Origin of the sequence: Polynucleobacter sp. MWH-Spelu-300-X4 (assembly GCF_018687515.1) — a bacterium.
Taxonomy (GTDB): Bacteria; Pseudomonadota; Gammaproteobacteria; order Burkholderiales; family Burkholderiaceae; genus Polynucleobacter.
Window position 1 is genome coordinate 634490 of sequence record NZ_CP061294.1, and the last position, 19532, is coordinate 654021.

The 19532-nt window shown below is 42.8% G+C and carries 24 protein-coding genes and 1 tRNA gene; 10 read left to right on the forward strand and 15 right to left on the reverse strand.

Going from position 1 to position 19532, the window contains the following annotated elements; all coding sequences use genetic code 11:
- Positions 1–12: 12 nt before the first annotated feature.
- Complete coding sequence (locus ICV01_RS03315; RefSeq protein ID WP_215288594.1) at positions 13–390, reverse strand: hypothetical protein; 378 nt, start codon at positions 388–390, stop codon at positions 13–15.
- A gap of 82 nt (positions 391–472) precedes the next feature.
- Here ICV01_RS03315 and ICV01_RS03320 point away from each other — a divergent pair, with 82 nt between their 5' ends.
- Positions 473–1453, forward strand: coding sequence for a tripartite tricarboxylate transporter substrate binding protein (locus ICV01_RS03320; protein WP_215288596.1), 981 nt, complete (start codon positions 473–475; stop codon positions 1451–1453).
- A 70-nt stretch (positions 1454–1523) separates the two neighbouring features.
- Here ICV01_RS03320 and ICV01_RS03325 read toward each other — a convergent pair whose 3' ends face one another.
- Positions 1524–1964 carry a type II 3-dehydroquinate dehydratase gene (locus ICV01_RS03325; protein ID WP_215288599.1) on the reverse strand — a complete coding sequence of 147 codons (441 nt, stop codon included), beginning with the start codon at positions 1962–1964 and terminating at the stop codon, positions 1524–1526.
- Positions 1965–2037: 73 nt separating this feature from the next.
- Positions 2038–2832 carry an SDR family oxidoreductase gene (locus ICV01_RS03330; protein WP_215288601.1) on the reverse strand — a complete coding sequence of 265 codons (795 nt, stop codon included), beginning with the start codon at positions 2830–2832 and terminating at the stop codon, positions 2038–2040.
- Between the two features lie 144 nt (positions 2833–2976).
- On the opposite strand from ICV01_RS03330, the gene ICV01_RS03335 reads away from it, so the two are divergent.
- Complete coding sequence (locus tag ICV01_RS03335) at positions 2977–3369, forward strand: 4-oxalocrotonate tautomerase family protein (protein ID WP_215288602.1); 393 nt, start codon at positions 2977–2979, stop codon at positions 3367–3369.
- On the opposite strand, the gene ICV01_RS03340 is transcribed toward ICV01_RS03335, so the two are convergent.
- Positions 3370–3846, reverse strand: coding sequence for a sn-glycerol-3-phosphate transporter (locus ICV01_RS03340; RefSeq protein WP_215288604.1), 477 nt, complete (start codon positions 3844–3846; stop codon positions 3370–3372).
- A 77-nt stretch (positions 3847–3923) separates the two neighbouring features.
- Here ICV01_RS03340 and ICV01_RS03345 point away from each other — a divergent pair, with 77 nt between their 5' ends.
- From ICV01_RS03345 to ICV01_RS03365, 5 genes are all read left to right on the forward strand, one after another.
- Positions 3924–4097, forward strand: coding sequence for a hypothetical protein (locus ICV01_RS03345; RefSeq protein WP_215288606.1), 174 nt, complete (start codon positions 3924–3926; stop codon positions 4095–4097).
- A gap of 4 nt (positions 4098–4101) precedes the next feature.
- A complete protein-coding gene (locus ICV01_RS03350) occupies positions 4102–4875 on the forward strand; it encodes a hypothetical protein (protein ID WP_215288609.1) in 774 nt (257 codons plus the stop codon).
- A gap of 11 nt (positions 4876–4886) precedes the next feature.
- The gene (locus tag ICV01_RS03355; protein WP_215288611.1) at positions 4887–5105 is read left to right on the forward strand and encodes a DUF3820 family protein; all 219 of its coding nucleotides are present in this window, start codon (positions 4887–4889) and stop codon (positions 5103–5105) included.
- 86 nt (positions 5106–5191) lie between these two features.
- Positions 5192–5380, forward strand: a complete 189-nt coding sequence (locus tag ICV01_RS03360; RefSeq protein WP_215288613.1) for a hypothetical protein — start codon at positions 5192–5194, stop codon at positions 5378–5380.
- Between the two features lie 8 nt (positions 5381–5388).
- Complete coding sequence (locus ICV01_RS03365; protein ID WP_215288615.1) at positions 5389–5592, forward strand: hypothetical protein; 204 nt, start codon at positions 5389–5391, stop codon at positions 5590–5592.
- A gap of 60 nt (positions 5593–5652) precedes the next feature.
- Here ICV01_RS03365 and ICV01_RS03370 read toward each other — a convergent pair whose 3' ends face one another.
- Complete coding sequence (locus ICV01_RS03370) at positions 5653–6822, reverse strand: MFS transporter (protein ID WP_215288617.1); 1170 nt, start codon at positions 6820–6822, stop codon at positions 5653–5655.
- A gap of 48 nt (positions 6823–6870) precedes the next feature.
- A complete protein-coding gene (locus ICV01_RS03375; RefSeq protein ID WP_215288618.1) occupies positions 6871–7479 on the reverse strand; it encodes an MOSC domain-containing protein in 609 nt (202 codons plus the stop codon).
- 61 nt (positions 7480–7540) lie between these two features.
- Between ICV01_RS03375 and ICV01_RS03380 the strand changes: the two genes are divergently transcribed.
- A complete protein-coding gene (locus tag ICV01_RS03380) occupies positions 7541–8308 on the forward strand; it encodes a hydroxypyruvate isomerase family protein (RefSeq protein ID WP_215288619.1) in 768 nt (255 codons plus the stop codon).
- Between the two features lie 243 nt (positions 8309–8551).
- On the opposite strand, the gene ICV01_RS03385 is transcribed toward ICV01_RS03380, so the two are convergent.
- Positions 8552–11089 carry a penicillin acylase family protein gene (locus tag ICV01_RS03385; RefSeq protein WP_215288620.1) on the reverse strand — a complete coding sequence of 846 codons (2538 nt, stop codon included), beginning with the start codon at positions 11087–11089 and terminating at the stop codon, positions 8552–8554.
- A gap of 161 nt (positions 11090–11250) precedes the next feature.
- Between ICV01_RS03385 and ICV01_RS03390 the strand changes: the two genes are divergently transcribed.
- A tRNA-Leu gene (locus ICV01_RS03390) sits at positions 11251–11338 on the forward strand.
- Positions 11339–11412: 74 nt separating this feature from the next.
- Here the strand turns inward: ICV01_RS03390 and ICV01_RS03395 are convergent.
- From ICV01_RS03395 to ICV01_RS03410, 4 genes are all read right to left on the reverse strand, one after another.
- Positions 11413–12135, reverse strand: coding sequence for an ABC transporter ATP-binding protein (locus ICV01_RS03395; protein WP_215288621.1), 723 nt, complete (start codon positions 12133–12135; stop codon positions 11413–11415).
- A 28-nt stretch (positions 12136–12163) separates the two neighbouring features.
- A complete protein-coding gene (locus tag ICV01_RS03400; protein ID WP_215288622.1) occupies positions 12164–14101 on the reverse strand; it encodes an ATP-binding cassette domain-containing protein in 1938 nt (645 codons plus the stop codon).
- A 2-nt stretch (positions 14102–14103) separates the two neighbouring features.
- Positions 14104–14982 (reverse strand): branched-chain amino acid ABC transporter permease, encoded by an 879-nt coding sequence (locus ICV01_RS03405; RefSeq protein WP_215288624.1) that lies wholly within the window; start codon positions 14980–14982, stop codon positions 14104–14106.
- Between the two features lie 102 nt (positions 14983–15084).
- A complete protein-coding gene (locus ICV01_RS03410; protein ID WP_215288626.1) occupies positions 15085–16290 on the reverse strand; it encodes an ABC transporter substrate-binding protein in 1206 nt (401 codons plus the stop codon).
- A gap of 116 nt (positions 16291–16406) precedes the next feature.
- Here ICV01_RS03410 and ICV01_RS03415 point away from each other — a divergent pair, with 116 nt between their 5' ends.
- Positions 16407–16985 (forward strand): phospholipase D family protein, encoded by a 579-nt coding sequence (locus ICV01_RS03415; protein ID WP_215288628.1) that lies wholly within the window; start codon positions 16407–16409, stop codon positions 16983–16985.
- A 10-nt stretch (positions 16986–16995) separates the two neighbouring features.
- On the opposite strand, the gene ICV01_RS03420 is transcribed toward ICV01_RS03415, so the two are convergent.
- From ICV01_RS03420 to ICV01_RS03435, 4 genes are read right to left on the reverse strand one after another with little or no spacing between them, the layout of a single operon-like run.
- Positions 16996–17751: a 2OG-Fe dioxygenase family protein gene (locus ICV01_RS03420; protein ID WP_215288630.1), complete on the reverse strand. Its 756-nt coding sequence runs from the start codon at positions 17749–17751 to the stop codon at positions 16996–16998.
- A gap of 9 nt (positions 17752–17760) precedes the next feature.
- Positions 17761–18177, reverse strand: a complete 417-nt coding sequence (locus tag ICV01_RS03425; RefSeq protein ID WP_215288632.1) for a biopolymer transporter ExbD — start codon at positions 18175–18177, stop codon at positions 17761–17763.
- Between the two features lie 2 nt (positions 18178–18179).
- The gene (locus ICV01_RS03430; RefSeq protein ID WP_215288634.1) at positions 18180–18899 is read right to left on the reverse strand and encodes a MotA/TolQ/ExbB proton channel family protein; all 720 of its coding nucleotides are present in this window, start codon (positions 18897–18899) and stop codon (positions 18180–18182) included.
- A 6-nt stretch (positions 18900–18905) separates the two neighbouring features.
- On the reverse strand, positions 18906–19526 hold the full coding sequence (locus ICV01_RS03435) for an energy transducer TonB (RefSeq protein ID WP_215288636.1): 621 nt from the start codon (positions 19524–19526) through the stop codon (positions 18906–18908).
- Between the last annotated feature and the right edge of the window lie 6 nt (positions 19527–19532).

The following is a 19532-nucleotide window of genomic DNA, read 5'->3' on the forward strand; positions in this document are numbered from 1 at the left end:
CTTAAAAATAAGTTACAGGACAATTAAATCAGGATTGAGTTCTCTGATGCGTTCATCCACGTAATACCCGCCATATTCTGTGTATCTTAAAAAGAGGCGTGTGCAGTCTGCACATTGATAGACCTGGCATTTGTTGTAGGGGTGATAGCCTACCGCAATAGGGGCGTTGGCTGACCAAATTTGTGTCCCCTTGGGGTGGAATTCATCCCAAGTGTCGTCGGCACCTTCAATTCTTAAAGTGCCTACAAGATTTAATGAATCAGGATTAAATACGCTTGGTAATGATTCCCATCCTGGGCAGACCAGTGGTGCGCAACTGGGGCAGGCGTGCTTATTTTTATTTGTTTTAGCTAAGGCAAGCAGTTGCGCAGAATTCAGTAAATCGGGCATGAAGAGATTCTAAGGCTTATTTTGTTTTGATAAAAGATTCGTTAGTGCTAGACTCATTTCAATTATTTTTTAGGGTTTGATCATGATCATTTCAAAAGCCAATTTAATAGCGCTGGCAGTGCTTATTTGGGGAGTGTTGACTGCTCAATCTCAGGCACAAACTCCTTATCCTAATAAGCCGATTACATTCATTGTGCCGTATGCGGCAGGAGGGGGTTCTGATGCGAGAAGTCGTCAGATTTCCCAAAGAATGAGCGCACTACTAAAGCAACCGATTATTGTCGATAACAAAGCGGGTGCTGGCGGCAATATTGGTACGGAATTTATCGCAAAAGCAGCACCAGATGGTTACATCATTGGCATGGGTAACTTTGCCCCGCTGTCAGTTAATAAAACTCTTTTTGGCAATTTGCGTTATGACCCAGAAAAAGATTTGATGCCAATTGTTTTAATTGAGAAGGGCCCCTTGATGTTGGTGACAAATCCAAATTCACCTTACAAAAATATCAAAGATGTTATTGCCGCTGCAAAAGCAAATCCTGGCAAGCTAACTTTTTCATCAGGAGGTATTGGGGGTAGCCATCATTTGTCCGCTGAATTGTTTAAGCAGAGTGCGGGCATTGATATGATTCATGTGCCTTATAAGAGTGGTTCTGCTGGCCTCACAGATTTAATGGCAGGAACTGTGGACCTAATGTTTGATCAAATGTATTCAGCGATGCCAAGTGTTAAAGCTAATAAATTGAAGGCGATTGCAATCACAAGTAAAACACGTTCTCCATTATTTCCAGATGTGCCAACGTTTGTCGAAGCGGGGCTTCCCAAGGTGGTTGTATTGAACTGGCAGGGGTTGGTTGCACCTAAAGGCACACCTAAAGCAATTATTGATAGGTTAAATGCAGCTGCGAATGAAGCCTTAAAAGACCCGCAACTTAGAAGTTTAATGTTGTCTCAAGGGAATGAAATTGGTGGTGGCACCCCTGCGGAATTCGCGGATCTCATTAAAACTGAGTCAGTTAAATGGTCTGCTGTGATTAAAGCCGCTCATATCAAGCCAGAATAAATCAAGTAACAGTAAAAATAAAAGAGGCGTGCTTGCACGCCTCTTTCTCATTGATTCAAAGTTACCTAAATTATTTTTTTGCTCGTTTAGCAATCCATTCAACTGCTAACGGATAGCCATCTGTTCCAAAGCCAGCCATGACACCAGTGACTACTTTTGACATAAGGGAGTTGTGGTAAACCGCTTCGCGTTGATGTACGTTAGAGATGTGAAGTTCAACTTTTGGGCCATCAAACATTTTTAAGGCATCCATGATTGGTACAGATGTAAAAGTCAAACCTGCTGGATTAATAATGATGCCTGCGCCGTTATCGACTGCTTCATGAATCGTTTCAACAATCACGCCTTCAAAATTGCTTTGGCGAAATTCAACTTCATAACCTAGCTCTTTGGCCTTGGCTTCACAGCGAGCCTTAACATCGGCTAACGTTTCGCTGCCATAGATGTGTGGTTCACGTGTGCCTAAACGATTTAGATTGGGGCCATTAATAATGAAAATCTTTTTTGTCATGTCGATCCTTTTTAAGCTAATAGTGATTTATAGCTGAAATTGATATTTCCTGCTTTATTGAGTGAAGTTTATTTTAAGAGTCATGATGGAGTGTTGCTTCAGGAGCGCCTAAGGCTGACCAAGCGCCATCTACTTGCCACGTTGCACCTGAAACGAAGCTGGCTTTGGGGGAGGCTAAAAAAGCAATGACTTCAGCTATTTCTGAGGGTTGAGCCATTCGGCCAAGAGGACTTCTTTTTTTGATGGCATCAACATTCAAGGTGCCTTTATTAATGAGGTCTTCCACTAAGGAAGTTTTTACATAGCCTGGCATGATGGCGTTAACTCTAATTCCTTTGGGGCCCCATTCGCAAGCCATAGAACGGGTTATGCCTAAGACGCCAGATTTGGCAGCGCTATAGGCGTTTCGGCCGGGGATGCCCAAGACGCTAGCAATCGAGCCAAGATTGATAATTGAGCCACGATTACCTTGCGCATCTCTGGGTTGTTCTTGCATGATCTTGAGCGCACCTTGACTCATTAAAAAAGTGCCGGTGAGATGAACGGAAAGTATTTTCTCAAAAGCACCAGCATTTTGTTCTAAGGTAGTTCCCGGTTGTTCGCCGATACCAGCATTGTTAATGAGAACATCCACTCTACCGAACCGTTGCTTAATGAGAGCATATGCATGGTTAACTTCATCGGCTTGAGTGACATTGCAGGTGATGCCTAGATGGTTAGCGCCTAATTCAATGGCTCTTTGTGAAATGACATCACTTTTCATATCTAGTAAGGCTAGTTGGTAGCCATTTTGAGCGAGTAATTGAGCGCTTGCCCAGCCAATACCATCGGCGGCCCCTGTAATGACGGCTATTTTTGATGTGCTCATGATGCATCCCGTTTTAATTTATTCAAAAATCAGGTATTCATTTTGCTATAAAAGCCCTCAGCAAGAATATTTGTTTAAGCCTACAATGAAAAATCTAGATATATGCCCAACAAGAATTTGGGATGTCGATTAAGCGGAGAAAATATGCCTATCCTGAATGTCAAAGTCAGCGCGAAAAAATCCCCTGAATTAACGCAAAAAATTGCGGATTTATTGTTGGATATTACCTCTAGGATTCTTAAGAAGAAAAAAGAAGTAACGGCAATCGCTATTGAGTATGTTGATCATGACGCCTGGGTTGTAGGTGGTCAATTATTAAGTGAACAAGGTAAGAATAGTTTTTACTTTGATATCAAAATTACGGATGAAACAAATACCAAAGATGAAAAAGCGCAATATATCCAAGAAGCTTTTGCTGGGTTTGAGCGCATCTTAGGTAATTTACATGAGGAAAGTTATATCTATGTTCAAGATGTTAGGGCTGCTAGCTATGGCTACGGCGGTAAAACTCAGGAATACCGGTATCAACACCCGTAATTAAAATTTATAGCCGACTGTTAGTATCAGCCCCGCGCTACCTAGAAATATCACTTCACTAGTGGCTTGTTTGTAAGAGTAGCCGATGGAGGGTAAAACGGCTGGAGCTGCACCCCAGTTGTTCATGGGTATTTTATTTTTGTATGGATCTTTGTAGCCATGAATCAAGCCACCAGTTACTTTGAGATGAAAGTCAGGTAGATTTTCAATGGGGTGGAAAGCTTTCCCAATGTAAGCGTATTGGCTAGGTTGGTAGAAAGAATTCTCAAAAACCGCGCCACCAGCTAGCCAGCCATTGCTATCGTAAAACTCTAAATTAAGTAATCTTTGGCGATCATTGTGTTGGGGGTTATAGTGGTAGTGTTTGGTGTAGGCACTGGTGTGTATTTGCCATTGCCAATCATTTTCGGTGCTAGCAATAGTGTTTGTTAAAAACAAAAAACACATGAGGCTGGTCAAAAAAATACGTTCTTTCATGTGAATTATTTTAAGCTCTCTGTATTGAAATACCTATAATCATCCTTACATTCTTCATATAAGAAAGTTGAGTTGGTATGTCTGATAAAAAATCACTGTCATCTAGTATTAAAGAAGCTTTGGCTAAAAAACATGCTGCGCAGCATCCTGATTCCAAAGATGCAAAAGCTGAGGGTAAGGCTCAAAAGCGCACAGCACCTCCGGTGGGCGCTGGAAGACCTATGAAAAAGGCGGCGGGTAGGGGAAGATAACTCTATGAGTTGGTTTAAAAAAATACTGCTTGGGATCGGTTTATTAGCCTTAGTGATTATTGGATTTATTACTTATGGGCTTTATAACGTCGATAGCCTTGTGAAAACAGCTATTGAAAAATACGGTTCTGAAGCAGTTTCGAGTAAGGTGTCCGTTGGTGAGGTTCATGTTAATTTGAAGGATGCCAAGGTTATTCTGCGCCGTCTTCATGTGGCTAATCCAGAGGGATTTACTGAAAAGACCGCTTTCACGGCTGGGTATATTGAAGTTGATTTAGACGAAGATAAATTAAACACCTCCAAAATTACCATTAGAAAAGTGCTAGTGAAAGAGCCTTTGGTAACGTTTGAGCATGCGAATGGTGAAGATAATCTATCCCGATTGCAGAAAAATGCCATGGCGTACGCTGAAAAGTTGGCTGGTCCCGAGAGTAAGAAAGAAAATCCCTCTAATGGCATAAAAGTATTTATTAATAACATTGATCTAAATGATGGAAAAATCTTATTAAAAGATTCTAGATTGATGGGGGCTAGCATGACTTTGCCGTTACCCAATATTCATATTTCAAAAATACAGACAGGTCCAGATGGGTCAAGTCCCGAAGAAATCGCCGGGCAGGTGATGGAGAATTTGTTTAGTTCTTCCAAGAGTGCTGTAACTCAAAGCACATCATCGGTGATTGACCAAGGCTCTAAAGAGCTTAAAGATGCTGGTAAAGCTGTGAAAGATGCGGGCGCAGGTGCAGCTTCTTCAGTGAAGAAATTATTCTCTCGTTAATAATCGGAAGCATGACACCCGAGTCTTTGGAAAAATTAGTCACCATGAAAATGCCTTATGGCAAGCATGCGGGCACACTCCTTTGTCATTTGCCCGCTAATTATTTATCTTGGTTCGCAAGAGAGGGCTTCCCGAAAGGGGAGTTAGGGGAGTTGTTGCAGTTAATGCATGAGATTGATCACAACAATTTAAAAGAGCTCTTAACGCCGATTAAAGCCAAGTTCGGCTGACGAAAAAATCATCTAATTCTTACAGGTAATTCAGGTCGGTAATCAGGCTATTGGGTTCATCATGATTCTCCATTTTGAGAGGAGTCATGGTGAACGTATTTCTATCAAGTAGTAGCACACTTGTTCGCAAGATAACCAAAGTTAGTAAAGCCACAAAGAGACCTGTTCGTAAAAAAATCAAGGCATCGCTAATACGTCAACCCATCAAGTTAAGTAAAAAATTAATTTGGGGCGTGGCTAAGTTAGCCACTTTGATTTTTGTCGGTCGATTGTGAGGGCTAGGATGAGTCAGGAGTTATGCCATTTTATTGTTGAGCGACTGGTTAATGCTGATGAGGTTAACCATATGGCCCTGGTCATTGAGTCTGCTCTGGTCTCTGGTCAGGGTATATGGCAATTGATGATGGACAACCCGATCGTTTTTGGCATGGTATTAGGTGGCGCATGCGCAACTTTTTTGCGTCGCTGGTTGTGGGGGCGAGCTTAGTTTAATTAAATAAACTTTTAAAACTTATCTTGATGGAGTGCGTAGATTTTCTTGCTTGAATTAATGAGTACGGTTTTTTATCGCAACAGAAAATCGCCAACCAACAAGTGGCAATCCTATGCCGGCAATCGAGAAGAGTGTGATGACGCCAACAGTGTCAACTAGATAACCAGCTGATGTCACGCCAATAAATTGACCCAAAAATAGCGAACAAGCAAATAGAGAGACGGCTGTTCCTCTGGATTGAGGGGCCATTTGCGTTGCATGGGTTTGTAGGGTGTTATGGAGCATATACAAACCTAGACCAATTAAAAATACGGCGATAACCGCCAGTATCCAATGGGTGGTAAAAATTAGTAGCAGAAAGGCGAAGCCAAGCAATAGACCGCCAAATAAAGCTAAACCTTTTTCTCCCAATTGATTGATAAAGTATTTGGCTGAGCTGGCATAGAGGAGTCCGCCTAAGCCAAAGGTCGCCATGATGGATCCTGACAAGGTTAGGGAGATATCTAGTTTGGTGTGTAGATAGAAAGGGATGAAAGCTAAGGCCCCGTATAGGGCGACACCTTCTAATCCAACCATCAATAGAATGACACGTGGCCATTTTTGACTAAGCACATGAAGTACATGTTGATGGGCTTTTTTATCATCCGATTTTTTGGGTTGATGCGTTTTTTTGAGTTGTCGGGCTGTTTGCCAGAGTGTTACGCAACAAATTAAATAAAGACTTGCTAGTAAATAAAAGCCCCAACGCCAGTCTGATGAGTCAGCGCAGATGCCGCCTAAAATTTGCCCACCAATGGTGCCGCCTAATGTGCCAAATAATAGTTTGGCTAAAACAGGTTGACGATTTTCATATTCAACGGTCTCCCCAATCCAAGCCATCGCTAAAGGTACGATGCCTGCAGCGGCACCGCCAGATAGGGCGCGCCAAATGATGATGGTTTCTAGGTTGCTAGATAAGGCAACGCCTAAATTAGCAAGAATCGATAAAAATAAAGCCCAAGTGATGACGTGCAGTTTGCCAAACTTGTCAGCAAGAGGTCCAAATAGAAACTGACAAATACCATAAGCCATGGCAAAAGCGCTCACAATGTGCGATGCATTGCCGGCCGTGATAGAGAACTCGCGAGCGATGGCTGGTAATAGTGGGTCGGTGATACGCATAGCAGTTAAGCTACAAAAGGCAGCTAGCGCCAGAATAGGCACCATGGATAAAGCATTTTTCATGAATGCTTAGAGTTTAATGATTTTATTAATGTCTTGCAGTAGGGCAATTCAAAACAAATCTTTTTGTTGCTCTTTGCGCAACAGCAAAGCATTTTGCATCTCTATATTGATCGATCTTTTGCCGGGTATTATTTCAATGAGATCGCCGGCTTTAAATATCCCAGCTTGGTTAACCTGTAGGTACCAGCCGCATTTACCTGATTGAATCATGGCTTTGGCTGCACCTTTGTAGGCCATGCGCGCATTAAATTTAAAGCATGGTTCCCTCAATTTGGTTACTTGTAACTCAACATCACCTATGCGCCAAATATCGCCCACCCATACCTCTTTTTCCCTAAACCCCTCAACCGTGAGATTTTCGCCAACAAAGCCATGACCGATGGTGTCAGCTCGTTTGGTTTCCCGTTGCAGTAGATCATTCCAAAATTCATAGTGTTCTGCTGGGTAGGCGTAAATCGCTTTCTCGAGCCCACCATGAACACTGAAGTCTGCTTGTTCATCACCTTCGATGCCAATGCGCTTGACCTGAATGCTACAAGCATCACTCAATGTGCTGATAGGCTCTTTTTTAATGGCAGATTCGACCGTTTTGTGGTCTGGGTGGTCAATGCCAAAGAGAGAGGAAATTTTGCCAGCTGAAATAGATAAGATTCGCATGACATAATTAAATCACTTTATTGATAGATATGTTCATTCAAACTAAAAAGCGATCAACGTCATGCCTATTTTTTCCGCAAATATTTCATTGCTCTATACAGAGATTCCATTCATTGAGCGGCTATCAGCTGCTAAAGCGGATGGTTTTGAGGCGGTGGAGTGCCAGTTTCCTTATGAGGCGAGCGCTGGTTGTACTTTGGCCGAGATTCAGGCCAAAACAGCCGAGTTGGCATTACCGATGACTCTGATTAACCTGCCTGCTGGTGATTGGGCGGGCGGTGATCGTGGGATTGCTTGTGACCCTGATCGAGTGGTGGAGTTCAGAGCGGGGGTGCCTTTAGCTATTGAGTATGCCAAAGCGTTGAATATCACCCATGTCAATTGCTTAGCAGGGATTCCTCCTGAAGGGTTGAGTGAAGAGCTCATTAAGTCAACATTTATTGCTAATTTAACTTGGGCAGCAGAGGTGTTGAAAAAAGAAAATATCAAATTAATGATTGAACCAATTAATACATTTGATATTCCAGGGTTTTATTTGAATCATTCACAGCAGGCTGTTGACATTATTATGGCAGTGAAGTCTACGAATCTTTATTTGCAATATGACGCTTATCATATGCACCGTATGGGTGAAGATATTTTGGATGTGGAAGATTTCATGCCATTTATTGATCACATTCAAGTTGCGGATCATCCTGGTAGAAATGAGCCGGGTACAGGTGAAATCCATTTCTCTGATTTCTTTATGTTGCTTGATGAGCTAGGTTACGATGGTTGGGTAGGGTGTGAATACAAAAAGCTACACCGTGCTAATTTTTTTGCCCAATAAATTAGAAAAACAGAATTGGATTAAAGATGGATTATTTTTTTATTTTCTTAATCAGTAATATCGCGGCTTTATTTATTACTTATTCTTATTTGCTCAGGCGCGCCAAGGTGATTACCTTGATGGCCTTATTAAAGGGAACTTGGATCTACGGAACTATCATTAGCCTCGTGATTGTGATTCCCTACCACCTTTATAGTTGATCAAGCGCATTAATCAGAGATTAATTACTTAACCAACTGTTAATTATTTTTTCTTTCGCTCAGGCGCGCGATTTTCAGGCTTTTTATTTTCGGCAGGCTTTACTTCTAAGCTAGGTTTTAAGGTTGCTGTATGAGTAATAGAGCTGGGTGCCATGGTTAGCGTTAGGTAACCTTGCTTAGACCATGTGTCGGCAAAATTATCGTAGTTGCGACTGTTAACCCAGCCAGATTGACCCGTTTGATAGATAAATTGTGATTTATCCATATCCGAAAAATCATAAATAGCTCGCATGCTTGGCGCTTCCGTGACGATAAATGGGTTGATTGGATTGCTATGATCCATAAACCCAAGGTTCACAGTGAAGTTGTCGCCTGCTGTTGGGCGTTTTACTTCAAAACGATTTTTAAGTAATGCTATTTTGCTAAATGGTCGGTGTTCAGAAACTGCTACGTGCACATCCCCCCAGCGCCATGAACTAGGTTTTTTGCCTAACTGATCTGATAGGGTTTCTAAAGCCTTGGTGAGTGATTCATCAAAAGCCTGATTGCAGTTTTCCACTTCAGCTGTTTCAGGTTTGTCGCACCAGTATTCAGTGCCAGCTTGACCATTGGCATACATCTGCACAATTTTATGAACCCCCGGTCTAAAGCTTCTCTTACTGTATTCAAGATCGAAACTCTTGCCTAATTTCTTTTCAAATAACCGGCGAGTGAGTTGTTCTGCCCAAGCATTAAAAATCGTTGCCGCAATACTGTCTTGGCTCATGCGACCGTCGTAATTGGCTAATAGTCTTTTTGCTTCAGCGGCGAGGGGGTGATTTGATTGAGCCGCTTGTAAATACGGTAGCAATTCTTGTGCTGACAATGAGATAGCATCCGTTTGAATCTCTTTCATGTTATTGAGTGTGTGCTTATCTGTTGTCTGAAGCATCGATTCAATACGCTCAAAGCGGTAAGGGGTGTTCCAGTCTGCAGTTAATGGGGTGGGGTTGTTTGTTGCAGATACGCGCTGATTGGCTGTGGCAATCCATCCTTTAGGAGGATTGTCATCTTTGGGTAGCGCATCCAAGGGCAAGTAGCCATTCCAGTCGTATTGTTTCTCCCAACCGAACGCTGGGGCGACACCAAAAAGACCTTGGCCCTTGTTGCGCTTAGGTACGGCACCAATAGCGCGATAGGCGATATTGCCATCAACATCAGCCATCACAATATTTTGCATGGGCGCGTAGTAATGTTTGATCGCTGATTTGAATTCCTCTAAATTATTCGCCCGATTCATGTTAAGGCCTGCGACTAATGTTTGGTTGGCTGTATCTAATGCCGTCCAACGCAAAGCCAACGCAAAGCGGTCAGTATTAATTAATGCTTTAGCTCTGTCATAGACATCCGAGATAACTGGACCATGACGACTTTCTCTGACGATGAAGCGATCATCTGGTTGACCTTTAATATGAATAATTTCTTCGCGGAAAACGAAGTTTTCATGACTTCCACCAGGTAGTTGGTAGCGGCTAGTATCGCGTTGGTCAATCGCCTCAATATATAAATCTTGCACATCTGGATTGGTGTTTGTAAATCCCCAAGCCAGTTTGGATGTGCGACCTAATACAACAATGGGGAGGCCTGGTAGCGTGGCGCCAATGACTTTGATATCTGGTGCCTCGATATGCGCGAAATACCAAATAGCTGGTGATGTGAGGCCTAAATGGGGGTCATTGGCTAGCCATGGTTTATCCGTAGCGCTCTTTTGCCCACTGACAACCCAGTTATTAGACCCAACACCCTCAACATCTCCTGGCAAGTTTGTTAGAGGCCTCTGATTGAGAGCCGCTTTCTCCGTAGCCTGGGTTGTTTTAAATAAACCTAAGTCTCGATACATTTGAGCAAAGTTCATTTGGGTTGCGGGTGCTTCTCCTGGATAAGGTGGCAGAACTTCCCAAATGTGATGGGTATCCATGGTTTTTGATAGCTCTAAGCGCAAAAACTCTTTATTCCAATTGCCACCTAAATCTAGTGCCATCATGAGGGACCAGGCAATCGTATCAGCCGGGCTCCAAATACCAGGTTCCGTTCCTAGAATCATGAATTCAGGAGGTAATGCCCACCCAAGGCGTTTATAACCTGCATTAACCCCATCTGAATAAGCTTGAATCATTCTTTTGGATTCGATCGGGTAATTTTCAAATTGTTTTTCAGCGGCTCTTCGAATGCCTAAGGTTCTGATGAATTTATCAATGCCTAAGGCGCTATCGCCCAATACTTCAGAAAGTTTGCCTGAAGCTAGTCGACGGTTGAACTCCATTTGCCACGGACGTTCACTTGCATGAAGGTAGCCTAGGGCAAATAGGGCATCTTCATTGGTTTGTGCCTGAATATGAGGTACAGCATTGTCGTCAAATTTAATCGTGACTGGCGCGCTTAAACCTGGGGCTGTGAATTCGCCGTCTAATTTGGTTTTGGTGGCTATGAAGTAAACAAATAGCGTACTAAGGATAAATATAAGCAGACAAACCGCTACGATAGCCAGCCTTTTCAAGATTTTTTGTTTTTTAGTTGGTTTGGTTAAAAAAATGCTGCCCATCTCGAAAAGTCTTCCATAAATTTACTTATAAATTGAACCTCTATTTTTTCATACTTTCGGTTTTAAAAGGGTTTCTGGGTAAATTAGTAAATTTTTTTGAGTCTATCCAAACAAACTGATAAACTACGCCCCTTGTGAAGTTTTCAACATCACAAAAACCTGCCCGAGTGACGAAATAGGTAGACGTAAGGGATTTAAAATCCCTCGGCTTAAACAGCCGTGCCGGTTCGATTCCGGCCTCGGGCACCAAATAAAAAAAGACCAAGGTAACTTGGTCTTTTTCTTTTTCTGGGGCAGGAATCTAGTAGAAACCTGCTACCTGATTAGTGGCTACCACCCAAATACGCCGCCTTAACGGCAGGATCGTTTTTAAGTTGCTGGGCTGGGCCATGAGCCGTAATACGACCATTCTCAAGAACGTAGCCGTAGTCCGATACGTTTAACGCTGCCGCTGCAAATTGCTCAACTAATAACATCGTTACACCTTGAGCTTTTAAGTTGGCCACAATCTTGAAAACTTCCTCTACCAAGATAGGAGCCAATCCCATAGATGGTTCATCAAGGAGATAAACATCCGGGTTTAGCATCACGGCACGAGCCATCGCTAACATTTGTTGCTCGCCACCCGATAGGGTGCCCGCTAGTTGATTGCGACGTTCTTTTAGTCTTGGGAAAAGATCCATCGCACGCTCTAGATCACCTTTGACGTCGCCTTTAGGGCGGCTATAGGTTAGGCGAGGGAAGGCCCCTAACAACAGATTATCAGTCACGGACATGGTTGAAAAAACACGACGTCCTTCGGGGGAGTGGGCTAGGCCTAAGCGAGCGATTTTATGAGAATCAAAACCATCGATTTTGACTCCACCCAAGATAACTTCACCAGCTTCTGGTTTGATCATGCCTGTAATGGCGCGCATGGTAGTGGTTTTGCCAGCACCGTTTGAGCCAATCAAGCTAATCACTTGTCCTTTAGGAACTTCAATGTTGATGCCGTGGAGTACTTTAACTTTTCCGTAACCAGCTTCAAGATTTTTAATTGATAGCATATTTATTCCATTTCTTTAATAGGGGCCGTTAGACGGTGCCTAGGTAAGCGTGGATCACTTGTTCGTTTGATTGAATTTCAGCAGGTTTGCCTTCGGCAATCTTTTGACCAAAATCAAGCACTGAAACTGTGTCGCAAACTGACATCACCACATCCATGTGATGCTCAATCAAAATGAATGTCACGCCGTGATCACGAATCTTGCGAATAATCGCTAATAGTTCTTTGATGTCCGGAGCAGTTAGACCTGCTGCAGGCTCATCCAATAAGAGAAGTTCTGGGTCAAGCGCCAAGGCGCGAGCAATTTCTAGCAAACGTTGCTTGCCGTAGGGGAGGTTGCGCGCTTCTTCATCGGCTAAATCTTCTAGGCCAACAAATTTAAGCAATCCCAAGGCGCGTGCGCGAGCTTCATTCTCTTCATTGGTATAACGAGGTAGGTGCAATGACACATCAAGTAAATTAGATTTAAATGTGTGATGTAAGCCAACCAAGATATTTTCCAAAGCGGTCATTTCTCCAAAAAGCTGAACGTTTTGGAATGTTCTAGCGATACCTGAAAGAGCAATCTCAGAGGATGTTTTGCCAACCACACTATTGCCAGCATATAAAACATTACCAGCGGTTGGTTTATAAATACCCGTTAAAACGTTCATCATCGTGCTCTTGCCAGAACCGTTCGGGCCAATCAAGCCATGAATGGTGCCGCGTTTGATGTCAAGGTTGACTTGGTTCAAGGCTTTTAAGCCACCAAACTGCATCAAGATCGATTGAACATTAAGAAGGTCACCTGTTTTTTGTTGGCTACCAACAGCTTTAATAATGTTTTCAGAGCTAGCGGTAATGGTGCTACTAAGAGCTTGTCTAGTTGATTGACCGGATTTGCCACTTAGTGATGCTGCATAAGACTTAATGAAGCCCACAATACCGTTCTGTAAGTAATAGACCACCAACAAAATCATGAAGCCAAAAATACTTAAGCGCCAGTCGGTGATATTTTCTAACCACATAGAGAAAATAGCCAAGCCAACTGTGCCGGCAACAGGTACTGCTAATTTCTGAGGGGTAGATAATTTCTTACTGATGCTCACAGCTGAACCAATCAACATGGCTACGGCTAATGTGATAGCAACGATTCTGAATAAATTAATATCGTCCAATAGCTTTGGAAGCATCACGATGATGGTTGAGCCAAGTAGGGCGCCAATACGTGACTTTCTGCCACCCATGATGATGGCTAACAGGAATAGAATCGTTAACTCATTGTTGTAGGTATTAGGCGAAATGTATTGCTCTGAGTAAGAGTAGAGGCTGCCCGCTAAACCAGCAAAACCAGCGCTGATTACAAAGGCATAGACCTTGTAGCGATAGACTGAAACACCCATACAGTCACAGGCAATTGGGCTATCCCTTAAGGCTTCGAAGGCTCTACCTAAGTGTGATTTTAAGATGCGATGAACAACTAACAAGCTGGCTAACAATAAAATACAGACAACCCAGTAGTACTGAACTTCATTAAGCTCCACATCCATCACAGTAGGTTTGTGAATTTTGATACCTAAAGGACCTTCTGTTAAGAATGTCATTTCATTGATGAGAATTTGCAAAATGGTGCCGAATGCAAGTGTCACCATCGCAAGGTATGGACCGATTACTTTTAGAGCTGGTAAAGCTAGTAAGCCACCAAAAGCAGCTGTTACCGCGATAGATGCTGGTACAGTCACCCAGAAAGGCATACCTAATTTAAAAAATAGTACGCCAGCGGTATAAGAACCGACGCCAAATAAACCAGCGTGACCTAATGACACCTGACCGGTGTAACCCACTACGATATCTAAGCCAAATAATAAGATGGCATAAATCAGGATCGTTTCAACTAAGTGAATGTAGTAAGGGTTGTCGACCAGTAAAGGGAATGCGAATAGGGCGGCAATCGCCGCTATTAATAAGGTAATTTTCTTTGAATTCATATTTAGACTTTCTTAATCGCTGATTTGCCGAATAAGCCAGATGGTTTCAGTGCTAATACCAATAAAAGTAGTAATAGGCCTGGAACGTCCTTATAGCCAGTCGAAATGTAAAAGCCTGTCATGGTTTCTGTAATACCAAGAATCACACCACCCACGATGATGCCTAGGCCACTAGTTAAGCCGCCAATAATTGCCACAGCAAAAGCTTTAAGTCCTAATGAAGCACCCATGGTTGCACCAGTTAGTGTTAATGGTGCCACGAGTACGCCAGCGAAAGCAGCTGTTAGCGACGATAGAGCGTAAGAGAACATTATTACTAGGCGTGTATTGATGCCCATCAAGCTTGCGGCATCACGGTCGTTGGATGTGGCTACCACAGCTTTGCCGTAAATTGTTTTACGGTTAAAAAATTCCACTAACAACATCATGCCTAAAGCGCCACCAACTACGACTACTTCCATTGGCAAAATATTAGCGCCGAAAAATTGCATAGGGTCATCATCTAAAGGTGATGGGAATCTCAAGTCATCACGTCCCCAAATATTTTCAGCGACGTTTTTGAAAATAATGCCTAGAGCAATGGTGGACATGATCCAACCAAATTCTGATTTGATTTTGATGGCTGGTCTAACGCCAACCACTTCAACAAGACCGCCTTGTAAAAGGCCAAATATGCAGACAATCGGAATCATTAACCAGTAGTTAATGCCAAATGTCTCGACACATGTTAAGCCTACGAGGGCGCCTAGCATTAAAGCCTCACCTTGACCAAAGTTTAGAGTGCCAGAAGTGGCAAATGTAAGCTGATAACCAAAAGCAATAACCGCATAGATCATGCCGATGGCGATACCGCTAAAAATTAATTGAACTAAGATTTCCATTGATGTTTCCTAGGAGATAACGGGAAAAATACACTTACTTTTAAGCCAAAGCGCCGCCTTGATGAGGGCGGCGCTACTGATTACAACTAGCTAATGCAGCAATTATTTTTTCTTCTTAACGCGGATGTCCGAACCACGATCAGCGTCTTCTTGGTAAGCGTAAACCACGCGACCTTTTTTCACTTCACCCATCACTGGAATATTGTCAGTAATAGCTTCGTGGTCATTTTTGCTAAATGGTTTGTCGTAAGTTGTTACAACACCCTCAACTTTTTCATTCAAGTTTTCTAGAGCTTCACGAATCTTCACGCCATCTGTTGAGCCAGCTTGCTTGATGGCAGCAGCCAATAGATAGATAGAGTCGTAACCTTGAGCGGCAGATACTGGTGAATCAATACGACCATTCTTTGGCTTGAACTCTTTTAGGTAAGAATCGATGAATGCTTTACGCTTTTTAGTATTGGCTTCTTGAATGAAGGTCTGTGGCATACGTGCGCCTTCACCATTTTTACCAGCTGTATCAATAAAGTTAGCCATTGATAATGTCCAGCTACCAATCATTGGCTTCTTCCAGCCTAATTTAGCCATGCTATTCGCGATTTGGGCTAATTCAGGTCCGATAGCGTAAGTCAAAATAACTTCTGCACCAGCTTCTTTGGCTTTCAACAGTTGAGGCGTCATATCAACGTCTTTAATGTTGAATTTTTCTGTGGCTACTGGTGTGATACCTTTAGCTTTAAGAGCTTTTTCTAAGTCCTCACGACCTAATTGACCGTAGTTAGTTGAGTCAGCAAGAATCGCCACCTTTTTAAAGCCACGTTTTTCAATCGCTTCTTTAACGATCATCGGCGCTTGAATTTCATCACGCGCAGCGTTACGGAAAATGTAGTTATCACCAGTGAACTGTTTAGTAACGATGGTGCCGGTAGCAACGTTGTTCATCACTGGAATTTTTGCTTCTTGGTAAAAACGTTGTGAAGCAAGGGCAACGCCTGTATTAATAAAGCCAACAGTAGCAACCACTTTTTCTTTATTAATCAATTCTTGAGCAATTTGAACGCCACGTTCATTTTTTGCTTCATCATCGCGCTCGATAATTTCAATTTTTTTGCCGGCGACACCGCCTGCAGCATTGATTTCTTTAACGGCTAAGCGAACGCCATCACGCATACTCACGCCCATTGAAGATGAGCCACCTGTGTAAGGGCCTGAAACACCAATTTTGATTGCTTCTTGCGCATAGCTCGCACCATTGGTTAATAGCGCTGCAGCTGCCGCAATAGTAAATAGACGACGGCGTAAATTCATTTTGTCTCCTTGGAATTTATTTATTAATTAAGTAATTTTTGCTAATTTAATTACTCGTTTAGTATAGGGCGAAGAGTTTTGGAAGCACCTAGGTAATTCCCTAATATGTATACAAAATGCAGAAATCAAATTTATTAAAATTCATTATTAAAAACAAGTACTTAATTGTTGGTTTGATAGTTATGGGGGCTCTTGCCCCCTTGGCTCATACAGAGCCCCAGCCAGCCGAGGTTTTAGCTGTTTATTTCACGCCCCCAACAGGTGCTGTGCATGGTTTAACTAAGCACTTAGATGGAGCAAAAAAGTCCATCCGTGTGATGGCTTATGGGTTTACATCGGTTGAGATTAGCCAAGCGCTTGTTAGAGCTAAACAGCGCGGGGTATTGGTGGAGCTTATTCAAGATGAAAAAAGTTCTCAAAATAACGGAGAGGCTATTGCCCCTTTAGTTGAAGTGGGTATTTTTGTTAGAAATGATGCAGAACACGCTATTCAACATAACAAGGTGATGTTGATTGATGATGATGTGGTGGTAACCGGTAGTTATAACTTTACAAATTCAGCGGATAAACGCAATGCCGAAAATTTCATGATTTTGAAGTCGGTTTATGCAGCGAAGCGTTATGCTGAAAACTGGGCAATACATTGGGCCCACGCTAAACCATTAACAGAAGTGCCTAAAAAGAAAAGAAGATAAAAACAGGTATTTAGTTTTTATCTTGAAAGCCTTTTAGGCGGAAGGTGAGAACCAGTGTGTCTCTGCAGGAGAGCTCTTGAGTGTTGTCTATGGGTTGGATGGGCGTAGTTTCATGAATCACTTGTTCATCATCAAGTAGTAAGAGACTCAAAGGATCTTCTAATGTAAAGCGCTGGCCTTCGGGGCTTTCATGGCGAAAAACTCTGGTTTCTCCGCCTTTGATGTGTTGGCGGTTAATTAGCATGACTCCCACAAAATCAACCCCGTCTCTGTGAGCGCCTTCGGGTGTTGGTCTGCCAATGCCATCTGTTGTATCGATACGAAATTGATGTACTTCTACATACCAAGGGGTTGTTTTAGGATCAAGCTGTTTGATCGCCGAAAAATGAGCGCAGAGCTTGATGAGTAAATCTTGTAGCGCCGCACTTTGGGTGAATTTTTCTGCACAAGGTTCAAACCAGCGATCAATGCCGCCGTGCAAGGCGTTGTAGGAGATGGGTTGCCAGTGTGCTCTGTGCGGCATCAGCTTGGTTGCCCCTCCAGTAACAACTATGCTGCTATGTTTTCTTTTTCGATAACGACCGCCATCTTTGAGATATTGGTCTGGGGCAAGGTCACTCCAATATCGAGTTAACTCACGCCATTCGGAGTTGGTGTGACCCGATAATTGCTCGACATTGCTAGGATTTAATAAAGCAAAGCCCTTGTGAGCTAAAGATGTTTGGAGGTCCTTGGTATCGCAAAAGGGAGGTTTAAATGAAGCCATATGAGCCGATTAATTAGGCTCAGTAACAAAAGATATCTTTGTTATACCTGAACGTTTGGTTGTTGCTAGTACTTGAGCGACTGATTCATAACGAACATTTTTATCAGCGCGTAATTGAATTTCTGGTTGAGGGTTTTTTTGAGAAGCAGTCTGTGTGTAGATGGCTAGGGTTTCTAAATCAATCGGTGATTTATTCCAAAAAATTTGACCTTTAGCTGAAACTGTTAAGTTGATGGATGCTGGTTCAACCTGATTTTTTTGACTGCTTGCTACGGGCAGCTCTACTTTAACGGCGTGTTGCATCACAGGTAAGGTGATCATGAAAACAATCAATAACACCAACATGACATCCACTAAAGGTGTCATGTTAATTTCTGCCATAGGTGGTGTTTCGTCTTCACCAATAGGCTCGTTACCAAATGCCATGATTAATCCTGTGATGATGGGCGAGAAGTGCTGACTTCGCTTTGGCCTAAGCGCGCACCTGTTATGAAGAAGGCGTATAAGTCATTGCCGAAACGATTAAGCTCGGCAATAAGGACTTTATTGTTTCGACTAATGGCGTTGTAGCCCAAGACAGCAGGGATCGCAACAGCCAAGCCAAGCGCTGTCATGATGAGCGCTTCACCGATTGGACCTGCTACTTGATCAATCGTGGCTGTACCCGTGGCGCCAATTCCAACAAGTGCGTGGTAGATACCCCAAACTGTGCCAAATAAACCAATGAATGGGGCGGTTGCGCCAGTAGAGGCTAAAAAGGTCAGGCCATGTTGTAATTGACCAACTGATTTATCAATGCTGATTTTTAAACAGCGTGTGAGCCAATCAGATGGATTTAAGGTTTGACGCAACTCGCTGCGATTGCCTGTTTGTTGTGAGTGATGTTTCATAGCCTCTTGAGCGCTGCTAGCTAATTCCAAATAAGGATTCAGCTCAACTGTCATTTGGCTTAATGCCACATCAAAGGAAGGGGCATGCCAAAAGCACTCGACTTCTAGAGCGATTTTTCTAATTTTGTAGAGATGCCATGCTTTGGTCAGGATAATGATCCAAGAGATGATAGACATGGCTAAGAGGAATAGCGCTACGGTGCGGGTGACGGCGTCACCTTGTAACCACATATTTGCTAGGCCGAAGGGTTGATTCATGACAACTTATTCCAATCGAAAAATATAAGGTTGGATGGCAGTAACTTTAATAGGTTTGCCAAATTCTATAAAAGGTTTGCAACGCGCTTTTTGCCCTGCATCTAAAGCGGCTTGGTCTAAGCGTTGGATGCCGCTGCTTTGAGCTAAGCTCACTTTTTCAACTTGACCTGATTCATTAATAAATAAACGAACCATTGCTTTGCCTTCTTCGCCTATTCTACGTGACAAGGTGGGGTAGACGGGTTCTGGGACGCTGCATTGTGCTTGACTAATAGAAACTGTTTTAGGGTCTCCTGAACTGCTGCCCCCTGTGCTGGTTGGAGGAGGCGTTGAGCTAGCCGTATTGGCTGCTAGAGGACTTTCTTGTTTAGTTGTTGCAGGGCTAGGTGCTTTTTGCTTTTCTAAGGTCGTCGGTGGGGTAGGTGTCGGTATATTTTTCGACTTTTCTTTTTGTGGGTTCGGGTCTAGCAAGTTAGCTGTGACGGTATCCCCAATGGTTGATGCGCTATGGTGCTGGCTTGAACCGAGTTGGAAACCAATTAATAAAAAAATATGTGCAAAAACAACAATTGCGGCAATTTTTTGTTGCGCAGATATTTTTTTAAAAAGTTCAATCAAGGTATTCACAGAATT

Excerpts from the sequence above, each read along its gene's own strand:
- ICV01_RS03385 (WP_215288620.1), bottom strand. The coding sequence starts at position 11,089 with ATGGGCAGCATTTTTTTAACCAAACCAACTAAAAAACAAAAAATCTTG.
- ICV01_RS03370 (WP_215288617.1), bottom strand. The coding sequence starts at position 6,822 with ATGAAAAATGCTTTATCCATGGTGCCTATTCTGGCGCTAGCTGCCTTT.
- ICV01_RS03355 (WP_215288611.1), top strand. The coding sequence starts at position 4,887 with ATGACACCCGAGTCTTTGGAAAAATTAGTCACCATGAAAATGCCTTAT.
- ICV01_RS03415 (WP_215288628.1), top strand. The coding sequence starts at position 16,407 with ATGCAGAAATCAAATTTATTAAAATTCATTATTAAAAACAAGTACTTA.
- ICV01_RS03410 (WP_215288626.1), bottom strand. The coding sequence starts at position 16,290 with ATGAATTTACGCCGTCGTCTATTTACTATTGCGGCAGCTGCAGCGCTA.
- ICV01_RS03425 (WP_215288632.1), bottom strand. The coding sequence starts at position 18,177 with ATGGCATTTGGTAACGAGCCTATTGGTGAAGACGAAACACCACCTATG.
- ICV01_RS03395 (WP_215288621.1), bottom strand. The coding sequence starts at position 12,135 with ATGCTATCAATTAAAAATCTTGAAGCTGGTTACGGAAAAGTTAAAGTA.
- ICV01_RS03430 (WP_215288634.1), bottom strand. The coding sequence starts at position 18,899 with ATGAATCAACCCTTCGGCCTAGCAAATATGTGGTTACAAGGTGACGCC.
- ICV01_RS03335 (WP_215288602.1), top strand. The coding sequence starts at position 2,977 with ATGCCTATCCTGAATGTCAAAGTCAGCGCGAAAAAATCCCCTGAATTA.
- ICV01_RS03315 (WP_215288594.1), bottom strand. The coding sequence starts at position 390 with ATGCCCGATTTACTGAATTCTGCGCAACTGCTTGCCTTAGCTAAAACA.
- ICV01_RS03330 (WP_215288601.1), bottom strand. The coding sequence starts at position 2,832 with ATGAGCACATCAAAAATAGCCGTCATTACAGGGGCCGCCGATGGTATT.
- ICV01_RS03320 (WP_215288596.1), top strand. The coding sequence starts at position 473 with ATGATCATTTCAAAAGCCAATTTAATAGCGCTGGCAGTGCTTATTTGG.
- ICV01_RS03365 (WP_215288615.1), top strand. The coding sequence starts at position 5,389 with ATGAGTCAGGAGTTATGCCATTTTATTGTTGAGCGACTGGTTAATGCT.
- ICV01_RS03340 (WP_215288604.1), bottom strand. The coding sequence starts at position 3,846 with ATGAAAGAACGTATTTTTTTGACCAGCCTCATGTGTTTTTTGTTTTTA.
- ICV01_RS03375 (WP_215288618.1), bottom strand. The coding sequence starts at position 7,479 with ATGCGAATCTTATCTATTTCAGCTGGCAAAATTTCCTCTCTCTTTGGC.
- ICV01_RS03360 (WP_215288613.1), top strand. The coding sequence starts at position 5,192 with ATGGTGAACGTATTTCTATCAAGTAGTAGCACACTTGTTCGCAAGATA.
- ICV01_RS03420 (WP_215288630.1), bottom strand. The coding sequence starts at position 17,751 with ATGGCTTCATTTAAACCTCCCTTTTGCGATACCAAGGACCTCCAAACA.
- ICV01_RS03345 (WP_215288606.1), top strand. The coding sequence starts at position 3,924 with ATGTCTGATAAAAAATCACTGTCATCTAGTATTAAAGAAGCTTTGGCT.
- ICV01_RS03400 (WP_215288622.1), bottom strand. The coding sequence starts at position 14,101 with ATGAATTCAAAGAAAATTACCTTATTAATAGCGGCGATTGCCGCCCTA.
- ICV01_RS03350 (WP_215288609.1), top strand. The coding sequence starts at position 4,102 with ATGAGTTGGTTTAAAAAAATACTGCTTGGGATCGGTTTATTAGCCTTA.
- ICV01_RS03380 (WP_215288619.1), top strand. The coding sequence starts at position 7,541 with ATGCCTATTTTTTCCGCAAATATTTCATTGCTCTATACAGAGATTCCA.
- ICV01_RS03325 (WP_215288599.1), bottom strand. The coding sequence starts at position 1,964 with ATGACAAAAAAGATTTTCATTATTAATGGCCCCAATCTAAATCGTTTA.
- ICV01_RS03405 (WP_215288624.1), bottom strand. The coding sequence starts at position 14,982 with ATGGAAATCTTAGTTCAATTAATTTTTAGCGGTATCGCCATCGGCATG.